The sequence below is a fragment of the Methylobacterium sp. AC832 genome, from assembly GCF_979256025.1.
The window spans coordinates 788,758-809,994 of sequence record NZ_CEEDMV010000002.1 but is presented as its reverse complement, the minus strand read 5'-3'; the positions used below and the strand labels follow the sequence as shown (position 1 = coordinate 809,994).

The window sequence follows — 21,237 nt, the reverse complement described above, 5'->3', positions numbered from 1 at the left end:
ACCGGCCGCGCTCCCGCTCGCCCGCGGTCATAGCGCGCTGCAACAGGACGCGAAAGCCGTGCCCCTTACAGATCGGGAACTGCGTCGGCGACCGAGATAATTCCCGGCCGGCTCTGGACATCCGCCCTCGGGCCGGGAATCTGCGGCCCATTCCGATTTCTGTGAAGGATATCTCCATGAGCGAACGCATCATCCTGCGGGCCGGCGAGGCCCTGGTCGCCGGCGGGCCGCCCAACACCGCCTCCGAGCCGGAGGTCATCATCGGCGAACTCGACGGGCCGGTCGGCACGGCGCTCGCCACCCTCACGGGCGATCAGGTGGTGGGCCATTCCCGCGTCTTCGCGCTCCTGAACACCGACATCATGGTGCGGCCGGTGACGCTCTGCGTCTCCAAGGTCAGCGTCACGGAGAGCAAGTACACCTCCATCCTGATGGGCACGGTGCAGTTCGCCATCGCCAACGGCGTCCTTGACGCGGTGCGCCTCGGCTATATCCCCAAGGAGAAGGCCAACGATCTCGGCATCATCTGCTCGGTCTGGCTCAGCCCCGGCGTGATCGAGGCCGAGACGGTCGATCACAAGGCTTTGTTCGAGATCCAGCGCAAGGGCATGACCGAGGCGATCCGCAAGGCCATGACCAACGAGCCCTCGATCGACTGGCTCCTCGAGAACCAGGACAAGATCATCCACAAATACTACCAGATGGGCCTCGACGGTAAGATCTGAGCGTTTCCACTGCGAATGGGGGAGCCGCGGCGCCGACGGTGCCCGCGGCTCCCCATCCTCCCCAAACGGACTTTCCGTCCGGGCCGACCCGTGGCAGAGGGCGTCGATGAGCGCCCCCGTCATCATCCTGGTCGAACCGCAGCTGGCCGAGAATATCGGCATGGTCGCCCGCGCCATGGCCAATTTCGGCCTCGCCGAACTCCGCCTCGTGGCCCCCAAGAACGGCTGGCCCAAGAAGGGCGTGCGGGAGGCCGCTTCAGGGGCGACGCATGTCCTCGACGGCGCCACCGTCTTCGCCACGGTGCCGGAGGCCATCGCCGACCTGAACTATCTGCTCGCCACCACGGCCCGCGAGCGCGGGCAGATGAAGCGCGCCTACGGTCCCGACGAGGCGATGACCGACATGGCCTCGCGAACGGCACAGCGCGTCGGCGTGATGTTCGGCCGCGAGCGGATCGGGCTGACCAACGACGAGGTGTCGCTGGCCGACGCCATCGTCACCTTTCCGGTCTCCCCGGACTTTCCGTCCCTCAACCTCGCTCAGGCGGTGCTCCTCGTCGGCTACGAATGGCGCAAGGCCTCGGGGCAGGCCCGGCTCCCCTTCACCGGCGAGATGCAATCTCCACCCGCCACGCGCGAAGCGATGGCCTCCCTCGTCGCCAGCTTGGAAGGTAGCCTCGACGCGGGCGGATTCTACCCGCCCGAAAAGCGGGATGTCATCGCCCGAAACATGCGCGACATGCTGCATCGCATGGCAATGACCGAACAGGATGTCAGGACGTTTCGCGGAGCATTGCGCGCCTTGACCCGAACTAAGCCTCAGAGCTGATAATTGTTATCGATCTAGTTGGTTCTTAACGCCTGCGCGACTTTTGCATGCGAGTGTCGGGCGCCATGTGGAAGCATAGACTCAACGCCATCGGCGGCGAATTCGTCTCGGTCGATCGGGAAAGGGCGTTTCAGGACGAGCGCTTTCCCGAGACCCTGCGCCATGCGCGCCTGATCTTTCTCTGCGCCATTCTCCTCAACACGCTCTTCCTGCTCAGCGACTGGCGCTTCGCCGGGCAGATCCATTTCTGGGTCGCCGTACCCGCCCGCGCCGGTATCATCGTGCTGTCCCTCGCCAGCCTGCTGGCGACCTGGAAAGTCACCGGTTTCGGCAGGCTGCAGGGAGTGATGGTGACATGGGAGATCCTGGTCGCCGGATGCGTCGCGGTCCTGTGCTCGTCGCGATCCGACATCGCGCTCTTCGTGATGCTGCTGCTTCCGGCGATCTACATGATCGTCATGCCGACGCGCTTTCTCTGGAGCCTGACGACGAGCGCGATCGCCTCCACCGCGCTGGTGGCGGGCTATCTCCTGCCGCCGCCGATGCCGTCCACGGCCCTCGGCATCTGTCTCGCAGTCCTGTTGTCCAACGTCGCCACGCTGCTGTTCGTGGTGCGGTCGAACCGCCTGAGGCGTCTGGAATGGACCGCGACCCAGGCGGAGCGGCGCGCCAATGCGGAACTGGCGGAAAGCCGGCGCCTGTTCGAGACGATGTTCAAGGCAGCGCCGATTCCAATCGTGGTGTCTCGCGCCGATGACGGCCAGATCGTCGATGCCAACGACGCCGCGAGCTGTTTCTACGGACTCGACGATGGCGAAAAGCTGACCCGATACACAATACGCGATCTGGTCGACGGGCCGACCCGGCGCGTGATCCAGGCGGAACTCGACCGGAATGGAACCGCCAGCGAGATCGAGATCGCCACGGGCGTCTCGGGCCGTGTACGCCGGGACGCCCTATTGTCGGCGGTCATCGTGGAGATGGACGGCGCGACCCGTGTGATCTCCAGTCTCGTCGACATGACGAGCCGCAAGGCGGTGGAGGAGCGGATCCGCCTCGCCGCCCAGCGCGACGTCCTCACCGGTCTGCCGAACCGCGCCCTGTTCCAGACGACCCTCGACGCCGCGCTGAGCAAGGCGGAGGCGTCCGGCCAGCGCGTCGGCCTCATTCTGATCGATCTCGATGCGTTCAAGGAGGTGAACGACACCCTCGGCCACGACGCGGGCGATGCCCTGCTCAAGGAGGTCGCCCGGCGTCTCGGCAACATCATCGGCGAGCACGATCTCGTCGCCCGGCTCGGCGGCGACGAATTCGTCATCATCGCCCTGTGCGAGAAGGATCGCCATCAGCCGAGCCGGCGCATCCACGCCCTGTCCCGGGCGATCCTCGAGGTCCTGAAACCGTCGATGGCCGTCTCGGGGCGTGTGGTCTCGCCGCGTGCCAGTCTCGGCCTCGCCCTGTTCCCGGAACACGCCGCCAATCCGACCGACCTCTTCACCAATGCCGACCTCGCCCTCTACGCGGCCAAGGCGGCCGGGCGGAACCGGGCGACGCTGTTCGTCCCGGCGCTTCGGGCGGATATCGAGCACCGCGTCTCCGTCGCCCGCGAGATGCGGTCGGCCCTCGAAGTCGGCGGGCTGATTCCGTATTATCAACCGAAGATCGGCCTCGCCACGGGGGAGATCATCGGGTTCGAAGCCCTGGCGCGGTGGCAGCATCCGAGCCGCGGACTCCTGGCGCCCGCCAGCTTCTCGACCGTGTTCGACGACGCGGAGATCGGGGTCGCGGTCGGGACCGTCCTCGCGCGCCAGATCTTCGCCGATCTGGCAAGCTGGATCGCGCAAGGGTACGATCCCGGCCGGGTGTTCCTGAACCTGTCCTCGGCCCAGTTCGCCCAGGAGAACCTCGCCGAGAACCTGATCTCCGATCTGGCCGCCGTGGGCCTCTCCCATGACCGGATCGGCGTGGAGGTGACCGAAACGGTCCTGCTCGGCGGCCATGGCGACCGAGTCTCGGCGGTGCTGGCGAGCCTGCACAGCGCCGGTGTACGCGTGGCGCTCGACGATTTCGGGACCGGCTACGCGTCGCTGACCCACCTCAAGCAATATCCGGTGGACGAGATCAAGATCGACCGCAGCTTCGTGCGCGATCTTGAGCGGGACCCGAACGACGCCGCCATCGTCACGGCGGTGGTTCAACTGGGCCAGAGCCTCGGCCTCAACGTCACCGCCGAGGGCGTGGAGACCGAGGCGCAGGCGACCTTCCTGCGCGAACAGGGCTGCGCCTATGCGCAGGGCTATCTCTACAGCAAGCCCATGCCGCAGAGCCGGGTGCCGTGGTTCCTGAAGCACCACGGCGGCGCTGTCGCGCAGCCGAAGAGCGCAGCGACCACCGAGCTCAAATTCGCCTGATCAGGAATCGACCTGATCCAGCGCCTGGGCGATATCGGCGATCAGATCCTCGGCATTTTCGAGACCGATGGAGAGACGGACGGTCTCGGGGCCGACCAGGGCCGCCGCCTTGTCGGCATCGCTCAGCTGGCGGTGCGTCGTGGTGGCCGGGTGGATCGCCAGGGATTTGATCTCGCCGATATTCACGAGATGCGAGACGAGCTCCAGGCTCATGATGAACTTCACCGCCGCCGGCTGCCCGCCCTTCAGTGCGAAGGTGAAGATCGAGCCCGGCCCTTCCGGCACGTAGCGGGCGGCCAGGTCCTCGCCCGTCTGGCCGGGCAGCGCCGGATAGCTCACCCATGCCACCGCCGGGTGGTCCTTGAGAAAGGCGGCGACGGCCTTCGCATTCTCGCAATGCCGCTTCATCCGCAACGGCAGGGTCTCGATGCCGGTGAGCGTCAGGAAGGCGTTCATCGGCGACAGGCCGGGGCCGAGATCGCGCAGGCCGAAGAGTCGACAGGCGACCGCGAAGCTGAAATCGGGGAAGCGATCCGAGACCACGAGCCCGTCGTAATCGGCCCAGGGCTCGGTGATGAGGTTGTAACGCCCCTCCGCCGCCGGCCAATCGAAGGTCCCGGCATCGCAGATGATGCCGCCGATGGTCTGGCCGGACCCGCCGAGGAACTTCGAGGTCGAGTGGAACACGATGTCGGCCCCGTGCTCGATCGGCCGGATCAGCGCCGGGGAGGCGAGGGTGTTATCCACCACCAGCGGCAAGTTGTGCCGCTTGGCCACTTCGGCGATGCCGGCGATGTCCATCACCGTGGCGCAGGGATTGACGATCGACTCGCAGACGATGGCCTTCGTCTCCGGCGTGATCGCGGCCTCGAAATCGGCGGGCGTCAGGCCCTTGGCGAAGAGCGGCTTGAGGTCGTAGCGGGCGTCGAGCCGGTTCATCAGCCCGAGCGAGCCACCGAACAGACGCGGCGAGGCCACATAGGCGTCGCCGCTCTTCATCAGCGTCATCAGCACGAGGAGCAGGGCGGACTGGCCCGACGAGACGGCCACGGCGGCCTTGGCGCCCTCCAGGGCGGCGACCCGGCGCTCCAGGGCGGCCACGGTGGGGTTCGAGCCGCGCGAATAGGAGAAGCCGGTGCGCCGCATGGCGAAGATGTCGGCGGCCTGCTCGGTGGATTCGAACACGAAGCCGTTGGTGAAGTAGATCGGCTGGACGCGCGCGCCCGTGGCGGGGTCGGGTGCCGCACCGGCATGGACGGCCTGGGTGGCGAAGCGGAGCGGGCGGGTCTCGGTGGCCATGATGGGCGTCGCGATCTTCGAAAGAGGTGGCGGGGTCAGGCAGCGCGCCTGGCGAAGGCCCGCAATGTCCGGACCAGGGTGTTGGGCGCGTAGGGCTTCGGGATGAAGCGCGCGCCCTCGGGCATGTCGTGCGGGCCGGGCGTGCCCATGCCGGACACGACGAGGACCGGGATGGTCGGCCAGCGATGGGCGACGAGGCGGGCCAAGGCGAACCCGTCCATGGAGCCCTGCGGCATGTCCACGTCGGTCATCAGCAGGTCGATCTCCTCGTTGCGTTCGAGGATGGTAAGCGCCTTGTCGGCCTGCGGCGCTTCGAGGACGCGGAACCCCGCATCGACCAGGGTATCGGCCGCCTCCATCAGGAGAAGGCCGTCGTCTTCGACGACAAGGATGACCGGGGGCTCGCCGGAAGTCTCGAAAGGATCATGCGTCATGCAATGCGAACGATCTCGATGGAGGAATGGTTCGCGGGGTAGTCCCGACGCCGCCGAGGGTCAACCCGGGGGCGTCGGGCCGGGATCGCGCCCAGGCCTGCCAGCAAAATCAAGCGCTTAACGCCGCGTCGAGATCCTCGATCAGATCCGCCGGGTCCTCGATGCCGATGGAGAGCCGCACCACTTCGGGCCCGGCGCCGGCCGCGGATTTCTGCGCGTCGGTGAGCTGGCGGTGGGTGGTGGAGGCCGGGTGGATCACCAGCGAGCGGGTGTCGCCGATATTCGCCACATGGGAGAACAGCTGGAGATTGGCCACCAGCTTCACGCCCGCTTCGTAGCCGCCCTTGAGGCCGATGGTGAAGACCGAGCCGGAGCCGAGCGGCGTGTAGCGCCGGGCGAGCTGGTGATACTTGTCGGTCTCCAGCCCCGGATAGCTCACCCATTCCACCGCCGGATGGGCGTTGAGATGGGTCGCGATCTCGAGCGCGTTGTCGCAATGGCGCTGCATCCGCAGCGGCAGGGTCTCGATGCCGTTGAGGATGAGGAAGGCGTTGAACGGCGAGAGCGCCGGGCCGAGATCGCGCAGGCCCAGCACCCGGATGGCGATGGCGAAGCCGAAATTGCCGAAGGTCTCGGAGAGGACCATGCCGGAATATTCGGGGCGCGGCTGCGACAGCATCGGGTAGCGGTCGTCGCCGGCCCAGGCGAAGGTGCCGCCATCGACCACGAGGCCGCCGATGGAATTGCCGTGGCCGCCGAGGAACTTGGTGGCCGAATGCACGACGATGTCGGCCCCGTGCTCGAAGGGGCGGATCAGGTACGGCGTCGCCATGGTGTTGTCGACGATGAGCGGGATCTTGTGGCGCCTGGCGATCACCGAGAGCGCGGCGATGTCGGTGATGACACCGCCCGGATTGGCGATGGATTCACAGAAGATCGCCTTGGTGCGCGGCGTGATGGCCCGCTCGAACGAATCCGGGTCGTCCGTATCGGCCCAGACCACGTTCCAGCCGAAGCTCTTGTAGGAATGGTTGAACTGGTTGATCGAGCCGCCATAGAGCTTGTTGGCCGCGATGAACTCGTCGCCCGGCTGCATCAGCGCATGCATGGTGAGGAACTCGGCCGCGTGGCCCGAGGCGACCGCCACGGCGGCGGTGCCGCCTTCCAGCGCCGCGATGCGCTCTTCCAGCACCGCGTTGGTAGGGTTCGTGATGCGCGAGTAGATGTTGCCGAAGGCCTGCAGCCCGAACAGCGAGGCGGCGTGGTCCACGTCGTCGAACACGAAGGACGTAGTCTGGTAGATCGGCGTGGCCCGCGCGCCCGTGGTGGCATCGGGAGCGGCGCCGGCATGGATCGCCAGCGTGTTGAAGCCTGGGATACGGTCGGTCATCACTTACTCCGGGGGCCGGCGGGCACGCACTGGACGTCGTTCTAGCGCCTGTGCCGGGCCAGACGGAAGAGGAGCCATGCCCCCGTTCCGCTTAAACGAACAGAAGTTCTTTATGGCGGACGACGCGCGCGGGTCAAGGGTGGGTGATGTCGCGAGGGGGGAAGATCACTCCCGTCATCCCGGGGCTGCGCAGCAGAGCCCGGGATCCAGAACCGCGAACCCTTATCCAGCGAAGGCCGTCACCGCGTCTGGATCCTGGGCTCGCCTACAGCGCCCCAGGATGACGGCGCGGGCGCCGACACCTCGTGACCATTCGCCCCTCCCGTCCCTGAGGAACCCGCCCCGTGCCTTCCGCTTGATCCAGTCCCGATGCGACGGAGGCGACTAGTGAGCAAGGACGACCACGACGAGACCTGGCGCGCGTTCAAGGAGGCGGTGAACATGACGCCCGCCGCCCTGGAGACATTCCTCGACAGCGAGCAGAGCCGCTCGGTCGGGCAGAAGAAGGACGGCGCGTCCGAATCCACCGGCCACGCCTCGGGCCGGCGCATCGTCGCAATTCTGAAAGCCAAGAAGGCCGATCTCACCGACGACGATTACGCCCATATGCGCAAGGTCACCGGCTACGTGAACCGCCACCTCAAACAGGGCGGCCCGGAAGACAAGGACGCGGTGGAGGATTCACCCTGGCGTCTCTCGCTGATGAACTGGGGCCACGACCCGCTGAAGACATAGGTTCGGGGGCTCACTCGGCCCGCTGAGGTGGAGCGCGCTCCCCGCAACGGGCTACGCTGTTCACACAGCTCGCGGGCAGCGCGGGTCCCCTCTCTTGGAAGGAGAGGGACAGGGTGAGGTGTGTGACCTCTCCGGAGATGGACCACACCTCACCCCAACCCTCTCCTTCCAGGAGAGGGAGCCCGTCGCGCCTCAGGTCGAATCCTCCCGGATAGAGGGAACAGCCATCGCTGCCGCTGCGGGCGAAATCCTAGAACGGCCGGGGAGCGTGTCGAGGCGGCAGCCGGGGGCGAGGGGGGCTTCCGGAAGAGCCTCACTCTGCAATACCCCCTCACCCTCGCTCCGGCTTCGCCTGCGCTCATCGCGGACACGACAAGGTGTCCGCGATCCTCTCCCCGCCCGGCGGGGAGAGGGGGGCGCGCCTCCAGCACGATCCTGCAAGAATTCGCATGGCACTCGCCCCCGCCTGCGGTTATAGCGCCGCACATGCTCCAGCCCGCTCCGCCCCCTCCCGTTCCCGCCGCGCGGATCCTCATCGCCAGCTTCGTCGGCACGGCGATCGAGTTCTACGATTTCTATGTCTACGCCACGGCCGCCGCCCTGGTGATCGGGCCGATCTTCTTCTCGGCCGACGATCCCTCGGTGCAGACGCTGGCGGCCTTCGCCACCTTCTCCATCGCCTTCATCGCGCGGCCGCTGGGGGCGGCGTTCTTCGGGCATTTCGGCGACAGGGTCGGGCGCAAGGCGACGCTGGTGGCCTCGCTGATGATCATGGGCCTCTCCACCGTGCTCATCGGCTGCCTGCCGACCTATGCCACCGCCGGATGGTGGGCGCCCTTCGCGCTCTGCGTCCTGCGCTTCGGCCAGGGCATCGGCTTTGGCGGCGAATGGGGCGGCGCGGCCTTGCTGGCGGTGGAGAACGCCCCGCCGGGGCGACGCGCCCTCTACGGCATCTTCCCGCAGCTCGGCGCGCCGGTGGGCTTCATCACCGCCAATCTGGGCTTCCTCGGCCTCGCGCTGGCCCTGACCCCGGCCGATTTCCAGGCCTGGGGCTGGCGCATCCCGTTCCTCGCCTCCGCCGTACTCGTGGGCGTCGGGCTCTATGTCCGCCTGAAGCTCACCGAGACCCCGGTCTTCAAGGCCGCCATGGAGAAGGCCCCGCCCGAGCGCGTGCCGCTCGCCACCATCTTCACGAAATACATCAAGGCGACGCTGCTCGGCACCTTCGCCATGGTGGCCTGCTACGCGGTGTTCTACCTCTCCACCGTCTTCGCGCTCAGCTACGGCGTCTCGAAACTCGGTTTCGACCGCCCGACCTTCCTGCTGTTCGAATGCGTCGCCGTGCTGTTCATGGCGCTCGGCATCCCGCTCTCCGGCTGGGCCGCCGACCGCTACGGCCGCCGCCCCGTCCTCCTCACCGGCCTCGCCTTCACCGCGTCCCTCGGCCTTCTGCTCGGCCCGATGCTGGGAAGCGGGCAGGGCGGCCTGGTGCTCGGCTTCCTGTGTCTGGGCCTCTTCGCCATGGGCTGGCTCTTCGGCCCCATGGGCGCCCTGCTGCCCGAGCTCTTCCCCACCCGCGTCCGCTACACGGGCGCCTCGGTGACCTACAACCTCGCCGGCATTTTGGGAGCTTCCGCCGCGCCGTATCTGGCGCAGCGGCTGAGTGAGTGGGGCGGGATCGGTTGGGTTGGGCTTTATTTAGCTGTGGCGGCTGGGGTTAGTTTTGTGGCTGTAGCGCTGATGGAGGAGACGGGAAATCAAGAGATCCGAAACGATTACGCCTGACGGAAACTACAGGATACGTCATAAAATCACGGATCCATTTTCATCTCCGCGAGATTGAGCAACCTCCATTATTTTACCTATAAACATATTTTTCAGCACACTTACTGGCTTGTTAACATGCTTTACAATTTCTGATTTCGTCTCTTCAGTCAGAATGAGGCCATATCTCTGGTAAGACTCGAATCGCTTAATAAATTTTTCTACATCCTCAATTCTGAGCGTTTCGTTCGGGTAAACTACGGAAGATTTAGGAATTATATTATTACTAATCAGATTAGGTATATCGCCATAAAGTATATTAGAAGGTAAAATCCATATGAACCGTGAGTTTGGTATGCTTTTTTCAATGACCTTATAAGTTTTCGTTGAGAAGGGAGAGATTCCACTCATCAAGAATATATTCAAGCCATGCGCTGATTGGTCATGAAGCAGATTAGCGAAGCGCGATCTACCCGTAGAAATTCCATCTATATTATTGGCAAATATTTTTAACTCGTCATAATCCTCGGATGATCGCCATTTACTTACGCGAAAATTATCGATTATCCGTGCCATGAATCCTACTTCTACTCTTTTATCAAACAGATTTTCGACTTTGCAATCTTTTAAGGATTTGAAAAAGGCCGCATCTAAGGACGGCACACCCGATACTGGAAGCCTCGACGATAAAGACTTACTAGTAATTTCTATTATTTTGATACTAGCATGATTAGTTCGACGGTCGAAAAGATAGCTAATCTTCTCATCCATAGCAGCGATTAATGCCTCACGAATGGCTTCTTCTATGAGTTGATGTTCGGTATGACTTCTATAGCAGGTAAGAACAGGCATTTTTTGTTCGATTTGCCGAACAATGTCAGACTGGACTCTGGATGGTAAATAGAAACGGTGCGCAGAAATAAGCACCTGCTTAAGCAAACTAAATTTTACTTTAATTGCCGTTCGAGAAATCGATCCGACATAAGAATATTAACTTGGAAGCTTTGCGCCAAATATTATAGCGCCCTGAAGATTTAGATCCCCCCGTACTTTGCTAAGGTTTGCATCTGTCAAATTGCAGTGAGAAAGGTCTATATTGTTTGAGGTTAGACTACCAAAATCTACTCCTTGAAAATCACATCCTCGCAAATCCGTCGCAGGATCTAGTTGCGCGATAACTAATAATTCAGCAAAATTAACGCTTTCTGCGGACAGGACTGCGTGGAGCAGATGTTCCATTCGGCACTTCTTCCAATCTAAAATTCACTTTACTTGTCCCAATGACAATTCGTCCATCTATGCTGGATTGACCCGTTGGATTTAATCCTTTGAGATGCTTTGCGATTAAAGCTTTTGCGACAGCGACTTTCTCTGGTCGTTCTTTTATAAATTTCTTTAAATTTAGGCTCTCCGTGTGGATCGCTTCGATCGATAAATCTCGCGGGAAAAAATAGAGAGCACCAGTCGCGCTACCACTCATTTTCGTTTCATCGATACGAATTTTACATAAGTGCTCATCTGGCTGATATTTACCGAACAATGTATCGGAAATCACATCAGCAATTAACCACCGGCCTCCCGGCATAGATGTCAGGGAATTAATCGTTGAAATCAACTTATAACTTTCACTATCTCTATTTACTTTATCGTTCTGAGATGATGCGTTTGCAGACAAAGCTAACGATGGGACCTTAAATCCCTCGGGGCCGACTGAAATGTTGGCACCAACTTTTGCACCGGTATTTACCTGAGAACTGATCTTTTCTTCTTTTGAATGCGATTTCGCAATCGAAAAGGGTCGACTGTGATCCCCGGCTCTGCCGTCTTGAGAGATGCGGGAGTTCTCTGTTGATACCTGTATAGTTGCCTCTTTTAATCTAACTAAAACCGTATAAGCCCAATTGTCGCATGCAACCGATATGGAATTAAATCGAACAACGACACCAATACAGAAATCATTGTCTGTAATAGATTGGGTTTTATAAATTTCGATTTCTGATAGCTCGTCGATCGGGTTTTCTGCGGGACATTCATCTAAGACGATTTGATGCGCCATCTGTAAAACCCAACTAAGCTAACCGCGTCCCAGCAGGAAGGTATATCATGGAATCGCTTGGCCCAAAAATTTAGTCCGCAGTACGAAGCGGTGAGATGTTGCCGTTGATCTAATCCGTGCCTCTGAAGTCCACGCCAGAGGCGAAGCTAACGACGTTCTCAGCATTCTACGACGTTCACCATATTACATCGTCCATTTTGACCGAGACAACCTTACCGTGGCTCAATCGTCAACCGCTGCACCCCCTTACCCCCCAAAACCGGCCGCTTCGAACTCAAGATCCGGGAATTCACCCCGGTCCAGCCGATCTCACCCGAGATCCGCCCGTACTCGATCTTGGGGCAGCGGTTCATCACCACGGTGACGCCCGCCGCCTCGGCGCGGGCGGCGGCGTCATCGTCGCGGACGCCGAGCTGCATCCAGACGATCTTCGGCAGCACCGGCAGGGCGAGGGCCTCGTCCACGAGGCCGCCGGCCGCGTCGGAATTGCGAAAAATCTCGACCATGTCGACCGGGCCGGGGAGGTCGGCGAGGCGGGCGACGACGGGCTTGCCCAGCAGCATCTGCCCGGCGAGGCCGGGATTGACCGGGATCACGTCGTAGCCCCGCGAGAGCAGGTATTTCAGCACGATCCAGCTCGGCCGGGCCGGGTTCGCGGACGCGCCCACGAGGGCGATCGATTTCGTTTCCGTGAGGAGCCGGCGGATCAGCGCATCGGCATAGCGGTCGTGGCGCGAGGTGTCGGGCTGGGCGGCGTCGGGCTGGGTCATCGGAACTCTTGAAAACGAAGCCCGAGACTTGTCCGCCATCGCGGCGCATGCTGCAAGGCACGTCATGACGACTGCCATGAGCCTTTCCGAGACCATCGCCTTTCTGGAGCGGGACTTCCCGCAGATGAACCATGACGGGCCGGCGTTCCACCTCGAATCGGTGGGTCTGCTCTCCGCGCGGATGCGGCTCGAGTATCACGAGCGCTTCCTGCGCCCCGGCGGCACCATCTCCGGCCCGGCCATGATGGCGCTGGCCGATTACGCCCTCTACGCGGCGATCCTCGCCAATATCGGCCCGGTGGGCCTCGCCGTGACGACGAACCTCTCCTTCAACTTCCTGCGGAAACCCGGCCCCACCGGGCTCGTCGCCGAGGCCACGCTCCTCAAGCTCGGCAAGCGCCTCGCGGTGGGGGAGGCACGCCTCTTCGCCACCGGCTCGGACGACCTCGTCTGCCACGCCACGGGGACGTATTCGATCCCGCCGGAGCGGTGAGCCGGCACCCTTCGCCCTCTGCGGGTCCGGCGTGAGTATCCCCTCGCCCCGCTTGCGGGGAGAGGGACGCGACGACCCCGTCGTCGGCGCGTCGAGGCGGCAGCCGACGGTGAGGGGGGCGGTTCCGGGGGAGCCTCTTCCGGCGACGCCCCCTCACCCTCGCTCCGCTCATCACAGGCACGACAAGGTGCCTGTGATCCTCTCCCCGCACGCGGGGAGAGGGGAAGCCGGTACCGGATATCTCCTGCTACGGAAAACGCGCTTCCTCACGCTTCAGCCGATCTCGCTTATCTGACACCGCTTAGCATCCTCGATCCCGCTCGAGCGGTGAGCCGGCGCGCCACCCTCCCCCCTCTGCGGGAGAGGGTGCCTGCGGAGCAGGCGGGTGAGGGGGCGACCTCTCCGGAGATGGCGCTCCCCTCACCCGACCCACTTCGTGGGCCACCCTCTCCCGCAGAGGGGAGAGGGGGGGAGCCGGTGCCGAATAGCCCAAGCCCGGACAACCACGCTTCCTCCCGCTTCAGCCCGTCTCGCTCACCCATCGCGACGTGCCCAGTCTCGAACCCGCCGAAGCGCCCGGCCATTCCCACCCATCCACCTCATCCTGAGGCGCCGCAGCGCAGCGGAGGCCTCGAAGGAGGGCTCCAGCTTGCGCATGATGGCTGAAGCCCTCCTTCGAGGCCCGCGGGCGCGGGCGCCTCGGGATGAGGTCGCGGGTGGGAGGGGAGGGAGAGCCATACGGTATCCTGATACCTCAACCCCGAAATACCTCGTTTCCTTGAGGTTTTTGCCGATTCCCCTCACCCGAAATGCCTTGACGACTCACCCGTTGCCCCGTATTGCAGCCTCCAACGCCGCTGCGTGTCTCACGTGGCGGCGCATCGTTTTGCAAGACATCATACGGAACGCCACGGGATGAAGACCTTTTCTCTGAAGCCCGCCGACGTCGACAAGAAGTGGATCATCGTCGATGCGGAGGGTCTGGTCGTCGGCCGGCTCGCCACCATCATCGCGATGCGCCTGCGTGGAAAGCACAAGGCTTCCTACACGCCCCACGTCGATTGCGGCGACAACGTCATCGTCATCAACGCCGAGAAGGTGAAGTTCACCGGCCGCAAGCGCGAGCAGAAGGTGTATTACCACCACACCGGCTACCCGGGCGGCATCAAGGAGCGGACCGCGAAGTTCATCCTCGACGGCCGGTTCCCAGAGCGCGTGGTCGAGAAGGCCGTTGAGCGCATGCTCCCCCGTGGACCGCTGTTCCGCCAGATCATGGGCAATCTCCGAGTCTACAAGGGCACCGAGCATCCCCATACCGCCCAGCAGCCGCAGGCGCTCGACGTCGGCAGCCTCAACCGCAAGAACGTGAGCGCTTGATCATGGCGACCCTCCAGTCCCTCTCCGACCTGAACCGCGCCAACGTCGAAGATCCCGAGAACGCGGCCCCCGTCCACGTTCAGAAGCTCGACGCCCAGGGCCGCGCCTATGCCACCGGCAAGCGCAAGGACGCGGTCGCCCGCGTCTGGATCAAGCCCGGCAACGGCACCGTGGTGGTCAACGGCCGCACGGTCGAGACCTACTTCGCCCGCCCCGTGCTGCGCATGATCCTGCGCCAGCCGCTCACCATCGCCAACCGCGTCGACCAGTACGACATCACGGTCACGGTGCATGGCGGCGGTCTCTCCGGCCAGGCCGGCGCCGTCCGTCACGGCCTGTCCAAGGCGCTCACCTATTACGAGCCGGAGCTGCGCGCGCCCCTGAAGCGCGAAGGCTTCCTGACCCGCGACAGCCGCGTGGTCGAGCGCAAGAAGTACGGCCGCAAGAAGGCTCGCCGCAGCTTCCAGTTCTCGAAGCGCTGAGCGTTTCGGTTCTCTCGAGTTTTGGAAAGGGCGGCCTCGTGCCGCCCTTTTCGTTTGTCGCGACACAGTCCGAAGGTCACTCGATGCCCAACGTCTTCCGGCGCGTTCACGCCCCCGTCGTCACCGCGGTCACGCTCTGCCTGTCGAAGGCCGGTGGCGAGGTGAAGGGCGAAGTGAAGCTCGCCGACGGACGCCAGTTCAGCACCACCGGCCTGCTTCCCATCGCCCAGGCCTTCGGCATCGCCGTGCATGTGGCCAACGAGGGCGGCATGGAAATCGTGGTCATCGATCCGCAGAGCGCATGGAAGCCGAGCTGGGGAACGCTCGAGGGTTAGAGATTCGCGCGAAGACCCGTCGCGTACCGCTCGAAAGGGGGGTCCGATTCCGCTCGGAAGCCGTCGCCATTCCGGTGGAATCGCCCTAGTTTCGGGGCATGATCCAGCCGACGAAACCCTCCTTCGACCCCCGTCCCACCCGCGCCGAACCCGATGACGACCCCCATCTCTGGCTCGAAGAGGTGGAGGGTGCGGAGGCCGTCGCCTGGGTCGAAGCGCGCAACGCCGAGACGCTGGCCCGCTTCACCGACCCTGTCATGGAGCGCGACCGAGAGGCGGTGAAGGCCATCCTCGACCGGCCTGACAAGATTCCCCTCGTGTCACGGCGCCGCCAACTCCTCTACAACATCTGGCGCGACGCCGAGCATCCCCTCGGCCTGTGGCGGCGCACCGACGAAGCCTCCTACCGCGCCGGCACCCCCGCTTGGGAAAACCTCCTCGACATCGACGCCCTGGCGAAAACCGAAGGCGTGGATTGGGTTTGGGGCGGCGCGACGCTCATCCCCGGCACCCATGACCGCGCCCTGCTGAAGCTGAGCCGGGGAGGGGGCGACGCCACCATCCTACGCGAGTTCGACCTGCCGACGCTCAGCTTCGTCGCCGACGGTTTCACCCTGCCCGAGGCGAAGGGCGGGGCCGATTGGCTCGACCGCGACACGCTGATCCTGTCCAGCGCCCTCGGCGAAGGCATGGCCACCCGCTCCGGCTATTCGCGCACGGTTCGGCTCTGGACGCGCGGCCAGGACCCGCTCGCGGCCACCGTCCTGTTCGAGACCGCGCCCGAGAATATGGGTCTCTGGGGCGAGGTCGACCACGCCGCGCCCTCCGAGCGCGTGGTGTTCATGGAGCGCACCGGCTTCTTCGACGGCATCCTGCATATCGGCGATCGAACTGGCCCGACCCACCGCATCGACGCCCCCACCGACGCCGAAATCTCTCTCCACGGCGACCATCTCGTCATCCGAACCCGCTCTGAATGGAGCATCGGCGGCGCGCTCCACGTGCCCGATACGGTCCTCGCCATCGGCCTTCCGGCCTTCCTCGACGGGGATCGCGGCTTCACCGTGTTGTGGACGCCCTCCGACCGCCGGGCGCTGCAGAACGTCTCCTGGGCCGGGCCGCGCCTCATCGTCGACGCCCTCGACGATCTGCGCCCGTCCTACAACGTGTTCGAACCGGGGGAGGGCGGCTGGAACCGCCTCAGCCTTCCGGGCCTGCCGGAGATCGGCAGCGTGTCCGTCTGGCCCTTCGATTCCGAGCAGAGCGAGTCGGACGGGTCTCTGCTCGCGCTGGTTCAGGATCCGCTAACGCCGCCGACGCTGCTGTCGATCCCCGGCGATCTCTCGGCTCCCACCATCCTGCGCACGACGCCATCGGCCTTCGACACGAAAGGCCTGACGGTCACCCGCCACGAGGCCATCTCGGTGGATGGCGAGCGCATCCCCTACGTCCAGGTCGGCCCTGCCGGGGCGAGCGGTGACGCGCCGGTGCATCTGTCAGCCTATGGCGGATTCCAGATCTCGCTGCTTCCCACCTATCAGGCGGTTCTCGGCAAACTCTGGCTGGAGAAGGGCGGCGTCGGCGTCGTCGCCAACATCCGTGGCGGTGGCGAGTTCGGCACTCGGTGGCATCAGGCCGGCCGGCGCGAGGGCAAGGCGCTGGCGCATGACGATTTCGCGGCGGTGGCCGCCGATCTGGTGGCGCGCGGCATCACGAAACCCCAGCGCATCGCCGCGCAGGGCGGCTCGAATGGCGGCCTCCTCATCGCCAACATGCTGACCCGCTACCCCGAGCGCTTCGGCGCCCTGTTCTGCACGATCCCGCTCATCGACATGCGGCGCTATTCGAAACTCCTGGCGGGCGCGAGTTGGATCGCCGAATACGGCGATCCCGATGAGGAGGCGGATTGGAGTTTCCTCGGCGCCATCTCGGCCTATCACACAGCGGAAGCGGGCAAGCCCTATCCGCCGATCCTCATCGCCACGACGCGACGCGATGACCGCGTCCATCCGGGGCATGCCCGCAAGATGGCGGAGAAGCTACGCCATCTCGGGTACGACCCGGCTTTCTTCGAGCCGGCGGCCGGAGGTCACGGCTACGGCAAGGACAATTCCGAGACCGCCGCTTTCCTGGCCCTCGGAATGGGCTTCCTTCGGCAGTCGATCGGCTGGGTTCCGGAGGACAGCTGAAGCGTCTCAGGCGCCGCGCCGGCGCATCCCGTCGCGGATGACGTAGGCGCCACCAGCCGCGGCCATGATGGCGAGCGCGTACCATGTCAGGGCGTAGACGAGGTGGTTGTCGCTGAAGGCCACCACTGTGAGCCCGCCTACGGGATACTCGCCGGGATTGGCCGCCGCATCGGCATCGATGAAGTAGGGCGCGGTCGCTCCGAGGCCACGCGAAGCGGCGATGGCTGCGACATCGCGCGAGTACCAGCGATCGGCCCCGGGATCGTTGTGGCGCAGAAAGCCGCCGCCGGGCTCAGAGATGCGCAGCAGGCCGGTGACCTGGGTTTCGCCTATGGTCCGGCAAAGTTCACGCGATGCAGGATCGCGCTTATCCGCCGGGACGAAGCCGCGGTTGATGATGATGGTCGTTCCGTCCGCGCCCACCAGCGGCGTCATTACCCAATATCCGCCGCCGAGTTCCGTCACGGCCTGGACGAGGGTTTCCCGATCGTTCGCGAAGGTCCCGGTGGCGTAGACCCGGCGGTAAGCGTCGGTGCCGGCATCGATCGAGGGCCAATCCGACTGCCGAGGTGCGAGGACCGGAGCGGCATGGATCCGCGCATCGACGCGGGCGATCAGGTCGTGCTTCCACGCGCGGCGCTGGACCTGCCAAGTGCCCAGCGCAAGAAAGGCCGCTACGGTCAGGAGAGTTAGAACGCCGACTACCGCGAGGCCAGTGCCCGAGGGCCGGAGGGGTCTATCCGTTCTCATCAGAATGCCGAGACGATAAAATTACGGCCACGCCTCGGATACGTGATCCGAGGCGTGGCCGTAGGGTACTGGTCTCGCATCGTTCTTCCCGAAAACCGGCGTCCAGTAATTGGGACGGTGCGCTAGTGGTGCTGATGCAAGCTGGTCGGCGTCATCGGCATCATGTTGGTGTTCAGATGATACATCACCCAGACGGAGCCTGTGAGCGTGATCACCACTAGCGTCAGGGTGAAGATCAGCGCCAGGATCGTCCACCCGCCCTCGGACTTGGTGTTCATGTGGAGGAAGTAGACCATGTGGACAACGATCTGCACCACACCGAAGCCCATGATGACGAGGCCGGTGAGACGCGGGTTTCCGAGCACATCCCCCATGACCAGCCAGAACGGGATCGCGGTCAGGATCACTGACAGCACGAAGCCGGTAACATACCCTTTGAACGAGCCGTGACCGCTATGGTCGCCGTGGCCCTTCACGTCCTCTTCGTGGTCCGCCGCATGGGCGGACTGGCTGGCGGCGCTCATTGCAGCACTCCCATGAGATAGACGAAGGTGAAGACGCCGATCCAGATCACGTCGAGGAAGTGCCAGAACATCGAAAGGCACTGCAGCCGGCGCTGGTTCTCCGGGATAAGGCCCTTCTGTTCGGTCTGGACCATCAGCACGACGAGCCAGACGAGGCCGAGCGTCACGTGCAGGCCGTGGGTGCCCACCAAGGTGAAGAACGACGACAGGAAGGCGCTGCGCTGCGGCCCGGCGCCTTCATGGATGAGGTGTGCGAACTCGTAGAGCTCCAGGCCGATGAAGGCGAGGCCGAACAGGCCGGTCACGCCGAGCCAGAGCTGCATCCGCCGCTGCTCGCCCTTGGCCATCTCCAGCATGGCGAAGCCATAGGTGATGGACGAGAACAGCAACATCGACGTGTTCAACGCCACCAGCGGCAGGTCGAACAGATCCTTGGGAGAAGGACCTGCCGCATAGTTTCGACCGAGAACGGCGTATGTGGCGAACAGGGCCGCGAAGATGAGACAATCGCTCATCAGATAGATCCAGAAGCCCAGCATGGTGCCGCCTTCGGGATGGTGATCCTCCTCCATGTAGAAGGAGGGTGCCTCGCCTTCCTTGGCGAGGGTGGGAGCGTGCGACGCCATGGTTCTCAGACCCGACCTTCGAGCAACCGGGTCCGTTCAGCCTCGGTACCGATCACGGTGTCGGCCGGGATGTGGAAGTCGCGGTTGTAGTTGAACGTATGCCCGATGGCGACGACGGCCATGGCGATGAACGTCAGTGCGGCAAGCCACCAGATGTACCAGATCATGCCGAACGAGAAGCCGATGCTGAGGATGCCGAGGATCATGCCCGTGCCGGTGTTCTTCGGCATATGGATCGGGCGGAAACCCTGGAGCGGTCGGGCATAGCCACGGCGTTTCATGTCCGACCACGCATCGTGATCGTGAATCACGGGCGTGAAGGCAAAGTTGTAGTCTGGCGGCGGCGAGGAGGTCGACCATTCGAGGGTACGGCCGCCCCACGGATCGCCGGTGTGGTCACGCAATGCTTCGCGTCGCATGAAGCTCACGACGAGCTGGATGATGAAGGAGAGGATGCCGAACGCGATCAACCCGGCGCCGAAGGCCGCGATGATGAACCAGATCTGCAGCGAAGGATCGTCGAAATGCTGCACGCGGCGCGTCACGCCCATCAGGCCTAGGACGTAAAGCGGCATGAAGGCGAAGTAGAAGCCCGTGAGCCAGAACCAGAACGACATCTTCCCCCAGAACGGATCGAGCTTGAAACCGAAGGCCTTGGGGAACCAGTAGGTGATGCCGGCCAGCATACCGAACAGCACGCCGCCGATGATGACGTTGTGGAAGTGGGCGATGAGGAACAGGCTGTTGTGGAGAACGAAGTCGGCCGGGGGCACGGCGAGGAGAACGCCGGTCATGCCACCGATGGTGAAGGTCACCATGAAGCCGATGGCCCAGAGCATTGGCTCCTCGAAACGGATGCGGCCCTTGTACATGGTGAAGAGCCAGTTAAAGAGCTTCGCCCCCGTCGGAATCGAGATGATCATCGTCGTGATGCCGAAGAACGAGTTCACGGAGGCACCCGAGCCCATCGTGAAGAAGTGGTGCAGCCAGACGAGGTAGGACAGGATCGTGATGACCACGGTGGCGTAGACCATCGAGGCGTAGCCGAAGAGCCGCTTGCCGGAGAAGGTCGAGACGATCTCCGAGAACACTCCGAAAGCGGGCAGGATGAGGATGTAGACCTCCGGATGACCCCAGATCCAGATGAGGTTCACGTACATCATCGGGTTGCCGCCGAGGTCGTTCGAGAAGAAGTGCGTGCCCACGTAGCGATCGAGGGAGAGCAGCGCGAGAACGGCCGTGAGGATCGGAAAAGCGGCGACGATAAGGATGTTCGTGCAGAGCGCGGTCCAGGTGAAGATCGGCATCTTCATCATGGTCATGCCAGGCGCGCGCATCTTCACGATGGTGGCGATCAGATTGATGCCGGACAACAGGGTGCCGATGCCGGCGATCTGAAGCCCCCAGATGTAATAATCGACGCCGACGCCGGGACTTCCGGCAGGGCCGGAGAGAGGCGGGTAGGCCAGCCATCCGGTACGGGCGAACTCGCCGACGAACAACGACGCCATGATCGTCGCGGCGCCGCTGACCGTCATCCAGAAGCTGAAATTGTTGAGGAACGGGAATGACACGTCGCGTGCACCGATCTGCAGCGGCACGACGAAGTTCATCAGCCCGGTGACCAGAGGCATCGCCACGAAGAAGATCATGATCACGCCGTGGGCAGTGAAGATCTGATCATAATGATGCGGCGGCAGGTAGCCCTCGTTGGCCCCGAAGGCGATGGCCTGCTGCGAGCGCATGAGGAGCGCATCGGAGAAGCCGCGCAGCAGCATCACCAGCGCGAGAACGACATACATGATGCCGATCTTCTTGTGGTCGACGGAGGTGAACCAGTCGCGCCACAGCGGACCCCACCAGCGCATATAGGTGATGAGGCCCAGCAATCCGACGCCACCGATGGCGACGCCGATGAACGTCACGAGCAGGATCGGCTCGTGATACGGAATGGCTTCGAGAGTCAGTCGCCCGAAGACGAGCTTCTGAAGATCGAGATTGGCAAACATGGGATCGCTTCGTTCCCGGTTGTCGGCGAGGGGACGTAC

The 21,237-nt window shown here is 63.5% G+C and carries 21 protein-coding genes; 10 read left to right on the top strand and 11 right to left on the bottom strand.

Annotation, left to right across the window (positions count from 1 at the left end; genetic code table 11):
- Nucleotides 1-176 precede the first annotated feature (176 nt).
- The 3 genes from AC0IXR_RS11020 to AC0IXR_RS11010 all read left to right on the top strand — a co-directional run bounded on the left by AC0IXR_RS11020 (nucleotide 177) and on the right by AC0IXR_RS11010 (nucleotide 3,965).
- Nucleotides 177-725: a formaldehyde-activating enzyme gene (locus tag AC0IXR_RS11020; RefSeq protein ID WP_018042789.1), complete on the top strand. Its 549-nt coding sequence runs from the start codon at nucleotides 177-179 to the stop codon at nucleotides 723-725.
- A gap of 106 nt (nucleotides 726-831) precedes the next feature.
- A complete protein-coding gene (locus AC0IXR_RS11015) occupies nucleotides 832-1,554 on the top strand; it encodes an RNA methyltransferase (protein WP_471760713.1) in 723 nt (240 codons plus the stop codon).
- Nucleotides 1,555-1,619: 65 nt separating this feature from the next.
- Nucleotides 1,620-3,965, top strand: coding sequence for a putative bifunctional diguanylate cyclase/phosphodiesterase (locus tag AC0IXR_RS11010; RefSeq protein ID WP_471760712.1), 2,346 nt, complete (start codon nucleotides 1,620-1,622; stop codon nucleotides 3,963-3,965).
- Here the strand turns inward: AC0IXR_RS11010 and AC0IXR_RS11005 are convergent, their stop codons facing one another.
- From AC0IXR_RS11005 to AC0IXR_RS10995, 3 genes are all read right to left on the bottom strand, one after another.
- Nucleotides 3,966-5,264, bottom strand: a complete 1,299-nt coding sequence (locus AC0IXR_RS11005) for an O-acetylhomoserine aminocarboxypropyltransferase/cysteine synthase family protein (RefSeq protein WP_471760710.1) — start codon at nucleotides 5,262-5,264, stop codon at nucleotides 3,966-3,968.
- Nucleotides 5,265-5,299: 35 nt separating this feature from the next.
- Nucleotides 5,300-5,698, bottom strand: a complete 399-nt coding sequence (locus AC0IXR_RS11000; protein WP_056432823.1) for a response regulator — start codon at nucleotides 5,696-5,698, stop codon at nucleotides 5,300-5,302.
- A 109-nt stretch (nucleotides 5,699-5,807) separates the two neighbouring features.
- Nucleotides 5,808-7,088, bottom strand: coding sequence for an O-acetylhomoserine aminocarboxypropyltransferase (locus AC0IXR_RS10995; protein ID WP_207413510.1), 1,281 nt, complete (start codon nucleotides 7,086-7,088; stop codon nucleotides 5,808-5,810).
- A gap of 369 nt (nucleotides 7,089-7,457) precedes the next feature.
- Between AC0IXR_RS10995 and AC0IXR_RS10990 the strand changes: the two genes are divergently transcribed.
- Nucleotides 7,458-7,823 carry a DUF3140 domain-containing protein gene (locus tag AC0IXR_RS10990; protein ID WP_471760708.1) on the top strand — a complete coding sequence of 122 codons (366 nt, stop codon included), beginning with the start codon at nucleotides 7,458-7,460 and terminating at the stop codon, nucleotides 7,821-7,823.
- Between the two features lie 486 nt (nucleotides 7,824-8,309).
- Complete coding sequence (locus AC0IXR_RS10985; RefSeq protein WP_471760706.1) at nucleotides 8,310-9,608, top strand: MFS transporter; 1,299 nt, start codon at nucleotides 8,310-8,312, stop codon at nucleotides 9,606-9,608.
- A gap of 18 nt (nucleotides 9,609-9,626) precedes the next feature.
- Here AC0IXR_RS10985 and AC0IXR_RS10980 read toward each other — a convergent pair whose 3' ends face one another.
- The 4 genes from AC0IXR_RS10980 to AC0IXR_RS10965 form a co-directional block, all read right to left on the bottom strand.
- Nucleotides 9,627-10,439, bottom strand: coding sequence for a hypothetical protein (locus AC0IXR_RS10980; RefSeq protein WP_471760704.1), 813 nt, complete (start codon nucleotides 10,437-10,439; stop codon nucleotides 9,627-9,629).
- Nucleotides 10,440-10,577: 138 nt separating this feature from the next.
- Nucleotides 10,578-10,826 (bottom strand): pentapeptide repeat-containing protein, encoded by a 249-nt coding sequence (locus AC0IXR_RS10975; protein WP_471760703.1) that lies wholly within the window; start codon nucleotides 10,824-10,826, stop codon nucleotides 10,578-10,580.
- Nucleotides 10,783-11,643: a hypothetical protein gene (locus tag AC0IXR_RS10970; RefSeq protein ID WP_471760701.1), complete on the bottom strand. Its 861-nt coding sequence runs from the start codon at nucleotides 11,641-11,643 to the stop codon at nucleotides 10,783-10,785. The genes AC0IXR_RS10975 and AC0IXR_RS10970 overlap by 44 nt, the downstream gene beginning before the upstream one ends.
- 212 nt (nucleotides 11,644-11,855) lie before the next feature.
- Nucleotides 11,856-12,413, bottom strand: a complete 558-nt coding sequence (locus AC0IXR_RS10965; protein WP_471760700.1) for a CoA-binding protein — start codon at nucleotides 12,411-12,413, stop codon at nucleotides 11,856-11,858.
- A 76-nt stretch (nucleotides 12,414-12,489) separates the two neighbouring features.
- Between AC0IXR_RS10965 and AC0IXR_RS10960 the strand changes: the two genes are divergently transcribed.
- The 5 genes from AC0IXR_RS10960 to AC0IXR_RS10940 all read left to right on the top strand — a co-directional run bounded on the left by AC0IXR_RS10960 (nucleotide 12,490) and on the right by AC0IXR_RS10940 (nucleotide 17,289).
- Nucleotides 12,490-12,906, top strand: a complete 417-nt coding sequence (locus tag AC0IXR_RS10960) for a PaaI family thioesterase (protein ID WP_471760699.1) — start codon at nucleotides 12,490-12,492, stop codon at nucleotides 12,904-12,906.
- 915 nt (nucleotides 12,907-13,821) lie between these two features.
- On the top strand, nucleotides 13,822-14,283 hold the full coding sequence (gene rplM, locus AC0IXR_RS10955) for a 50S ribosomal protein L13 (protein WP_056252523.1): 462 nt from the start codon (nucleotides 13,822-13,824) through the stop codon (nucleotides 14,281-14,283).
- 2 nt (nucleotides 14,284-14,285) lie between these two features.
- Nucleotides 14,286-14,765: a 30S ribosomal protein S9 gene (gene rpsI, locus AC0IXR_RS10950; RefSeq protein ID WP_026175762.1), complete on the top strand. Its 480-nt coding sequence runs from the start codon at nucleotides 14,286-14,288 to the stop codon at nucleotides 14,763-14,765.
- Nucleotides 14,766-14,848: 83 nt separating this feature from the next.
- Nucleotides 14,849-15,100 (top strand): hypothetical protein, encoded by a 252-nt coding sequence (locus tag AC0IXR_RS10945; RefSeq protein WP_056432842.1) that lies wholly within the window; start codon nucleotides 14,849-14,851, stop codon nucleotides 15,098-15,100.
- A 98-nt stretch (nucleotides 15,101-15,198) separates the two neighbouring features.
- On the top strand, nucleotides 15,199-17,289 hold the full coding sequence (locus AC0IXR_RS10940) for a prolyl oligopeptidase family serine peptidase (protein ID WP_471760698.1): 2,091 nt from the start codon (nucleotides 15,199-15,201) through the stop codon (nucleotides 17,287-17,289).
- Between the two features lie 6 nt (nucleotides 17,290-17,295).
- On the opposite strand, the gene AC0IXR_RS10935 is transcribed toward AC0IXR_RS10940, so the two are convergent.
- The 4 genes from AC0IXR_RS10935 to cyoB form a co-directional block, all read right to left on the bottom strand.
- Nucleotides 17,296-18,039 (bottom strand): SURF1 family protein, encoded by a 744-nt coding sequence (locus AC0IXR_RS10935; RefSeq protein ID WP_311276005.1) that lies wholly within the window; start codon nucleotides 18,037-18,039, stop codon nucleotides 17,296-17,298.
- A 122-nt stretch (nucleotides 18,040-18,161) separates the two neighbouring features.
- Complete coding sequence (gene cyoD, locus AC0IXR_RS10930) at nucleotides 18,162-18,563, bottom strand: cytochrome o ubiquinol oxidase subunit IV (protein ID WP_056432852.1); 402 nt, start codon at nucleotides 18,561-18,563, stop codon at nucleotides 18,162-18,164.
- Nucleotides 18,560-19,189 (bottom strand): cytochrome o ubiquinol oxidase subunit III, encoded by a 630-nt coding sequence (cyoC, locus tag AC0IXR_RS10925; protein WP_056432855.1) that lies wholly within the window; start codon nucleotides 19,187-19,189, stop codon nucleotides 18,560-18,562. Before cyoC ends, cyoD begins: the two co-directional genes overlap by 4 nt.
- Nucleotides 19,190-19,194: 5 nt before the next feature.
- Nucleotides 19,195-21,198, bottom strand: coding sequence for a cytochrome o ubiquinol oxidase subunit I (cyoB, locus tag AC0IXR_RS10920; RefSeq protein WP_311276006.1), 2,004 nt, complete (start codon nucleotides 21,196-21,198; stop codon nucleotides 19,195-19,197).
- Nucleotides 21,199-21,237: the final 39 nt, after the last annotated feature.